The organism is Kitasatospora sp. NPDC059577, from assembly GCF_042735475.1.
Taxonomy (GTDB): domain Bacteria; phylum Actinomycetota; class Actinomycetes; order Streptomycetales; family Streptomycetaceae; genus Kitasatospora.
Genome location: NZ_JBHWBZ010000074.1, coordinates 37,936 through 39,669, shown reverse-complemented (window position 1 = coordinate 39,669; position 1,734 = coordinate 37,936). Strand labels below are relative to the sequence as shown.

At 76.4% G+C, this 1,734-nt stretch carries 2 protein-coding genes; one reads left to right on the top strand and one right to left on the bottom strand.

The features are described 5' to 3' along the window. Positions 1–282: 282 nt before the first annotated feature. On the bottom strand, positions 283–978 hold the full coding sequence (locus ACFV0O_RS36650; RefSeq protein ID WP_380348453.1) for a C39 family peptidase: 696 nt from the start codon (positions 976–978) through the stop codon (positions 283–285). Positions 979–1,272: 294 nt separating this feature from the next. Here ACFV0O_RS36650 and ACFV0O_RS36645 point away from each other — a divergent pair, with 294 nt between their 5' ends. Further along, positions 1,273–1,563 carry a UBP-type zinc finger domain-containing protein gene (locus tag ACFV0O_RS36645; protein ID WP_380348459.1) on the top strand — a complete coding sequence of 97 codons (291 nt, stop codon included), beginning with the start codon at positions 1,273–1,275 and terminating at the stop codon, positions 1,561–1,563. Positions 1,564–1,734 lie beyond the last annotated feature (171 nt).

Below are 1,734 nucleotides of genomic sequence, written 5' to 3'. Positions count from 1 at the left end.
GCGGGCCCGCCCGGCGCGGCGGGGCGGTGGTGGGGGGGGGGGGGGGGGGTGCCGGGCGTGGGGCGCGGGGGGGGGGGGGGGCCGCCCCCCGCGCCCCCCCCCCCCCCCCGCCCCACGGCCGAGGAGTCCGTGCGGCTGGCTCGCTGATGGGTCGGCCGGTTCCCGGTCCGTCCCTGGTCCCTGCTCCCTGGTTCCTGGTCCCTGGTCCCTGGTCCCTGGTTCCCGGCGCCGGGAACCGGCCGATCCGGTCGCGGCCCGTGCCGCGGCGGCCCGCAGCGGGTGTCAGGTGATGATGACGGCCATCTGACCGTAGGTGGCGTAGCCGTTCTCGAAGTCGTCTTCCGAGACGGTCGTCCGGCCGCGTGCCGGGTCGTTGATCGACACCGTGCCGTTGCCGAACCCGGTGACGACGACGGCGTGTTCGGCCGGTCCGGCGTAGAGGACGTCCCGGCCGTCGTACGCCGTGTAGGTGGTCGGTTCCAGGCGGCGCCACAGGTAGTCCACCCAGACGACCGCGGGCCGGCCGGCGGCCAGGCTTTGCCTCAGGGTCTCGACCGAGATGCCCGAACCGGACCGGTCCACGGTGAGCCCGTAGGCGCGGGCGGCCTTCGCCACCGGCGGGGCGTACACGCCGAAGCCGGTGCCGTCGACCTCGGATCCGTCCGGGTCGCCGACGAAGGCCTCGTACGGGTCGCCTGAGCGAGGGCCGGAGTGCCCGAACTCGGGGTGGTCCCAGTCGACCCCGATGTGGTCCAGGACGTCCTGGTCGTCGGTCCTCACGCCGCGCGAGGCCAGGACCATCCGCAGGGCCGTCGCCTCGCAGTCGTTGGCGAGCTGTTGGCGGTAGTAGGGCACCGAGCCGGCCGTGACCGGCTCGGCGGCCGCCGCGGTGCCGGAGCCGATGCCGGTGCCCGAGGCCAGGATCGCGCCGACGAGGGCCGTGGTGGCGGCCACATGTGCTCTCGCAATGATCTTCATGAGCATGACGCTACAAAGGCCGATTACGCAGCGCAGCCGGTACGCCGCGAACAGGTGACGGCGCACTGCCGTCCCCGCAGGCCGCTTCGCACACGGGCGCGGCACCGACGATCCGGGCGGCCCCGCCGCGGGCCTGCGTGTCCGCGTAGGCGTAGGCGTAGGCGTCCGTGTCGGTTCGGGCCCGGCCCGTGGTCACTCGCGGTCCGGCGGCAGTCCCTCTGCGGAACCCCCGGGCGCCGCGGTCGGCGGCGTACCGTAGGTGCCGTGAACGACCGACCTGAATGGCGTGTCGCGGTGGATCCGGGCCGTGTCGTCCAGCCGACCTGCGGACACCTGGACGGACTCCGGGACGTCCCCGCGCACACGTCCCCCGGCTGCGAGGACTGCCTACGGGCCGGCGGCACCTGGGTCCACCTGCGGGCCTGCCTGACCTGCGGACACGTCGGCTGCTGCGACAGCTCGCCCGGACAACACGCCTACCGCCACGCCCGCGACAACAGCGCACACCACGTCGCCCGCTCCCTCCGGCCCGGCGAGGACTGGGCCTGGTGCTACACCGACGAGGTCTTCCTGCGCCCCGCCTGACCGGGGCGACCGACGCGGTGGCCCACGCCCTGCGCCTCGACCCGCCGAGCGCACCCACTTGTCCGACCAGGCCGGGGCCCGGGGGGGGGGGGGGGGGGGGGGCCCCGCCCCCCCCCCCCCCCCCCCCCCCGCCCCCCCCCCCCCGCGCGGGGGGGCGGCGGCCGCGGCCCC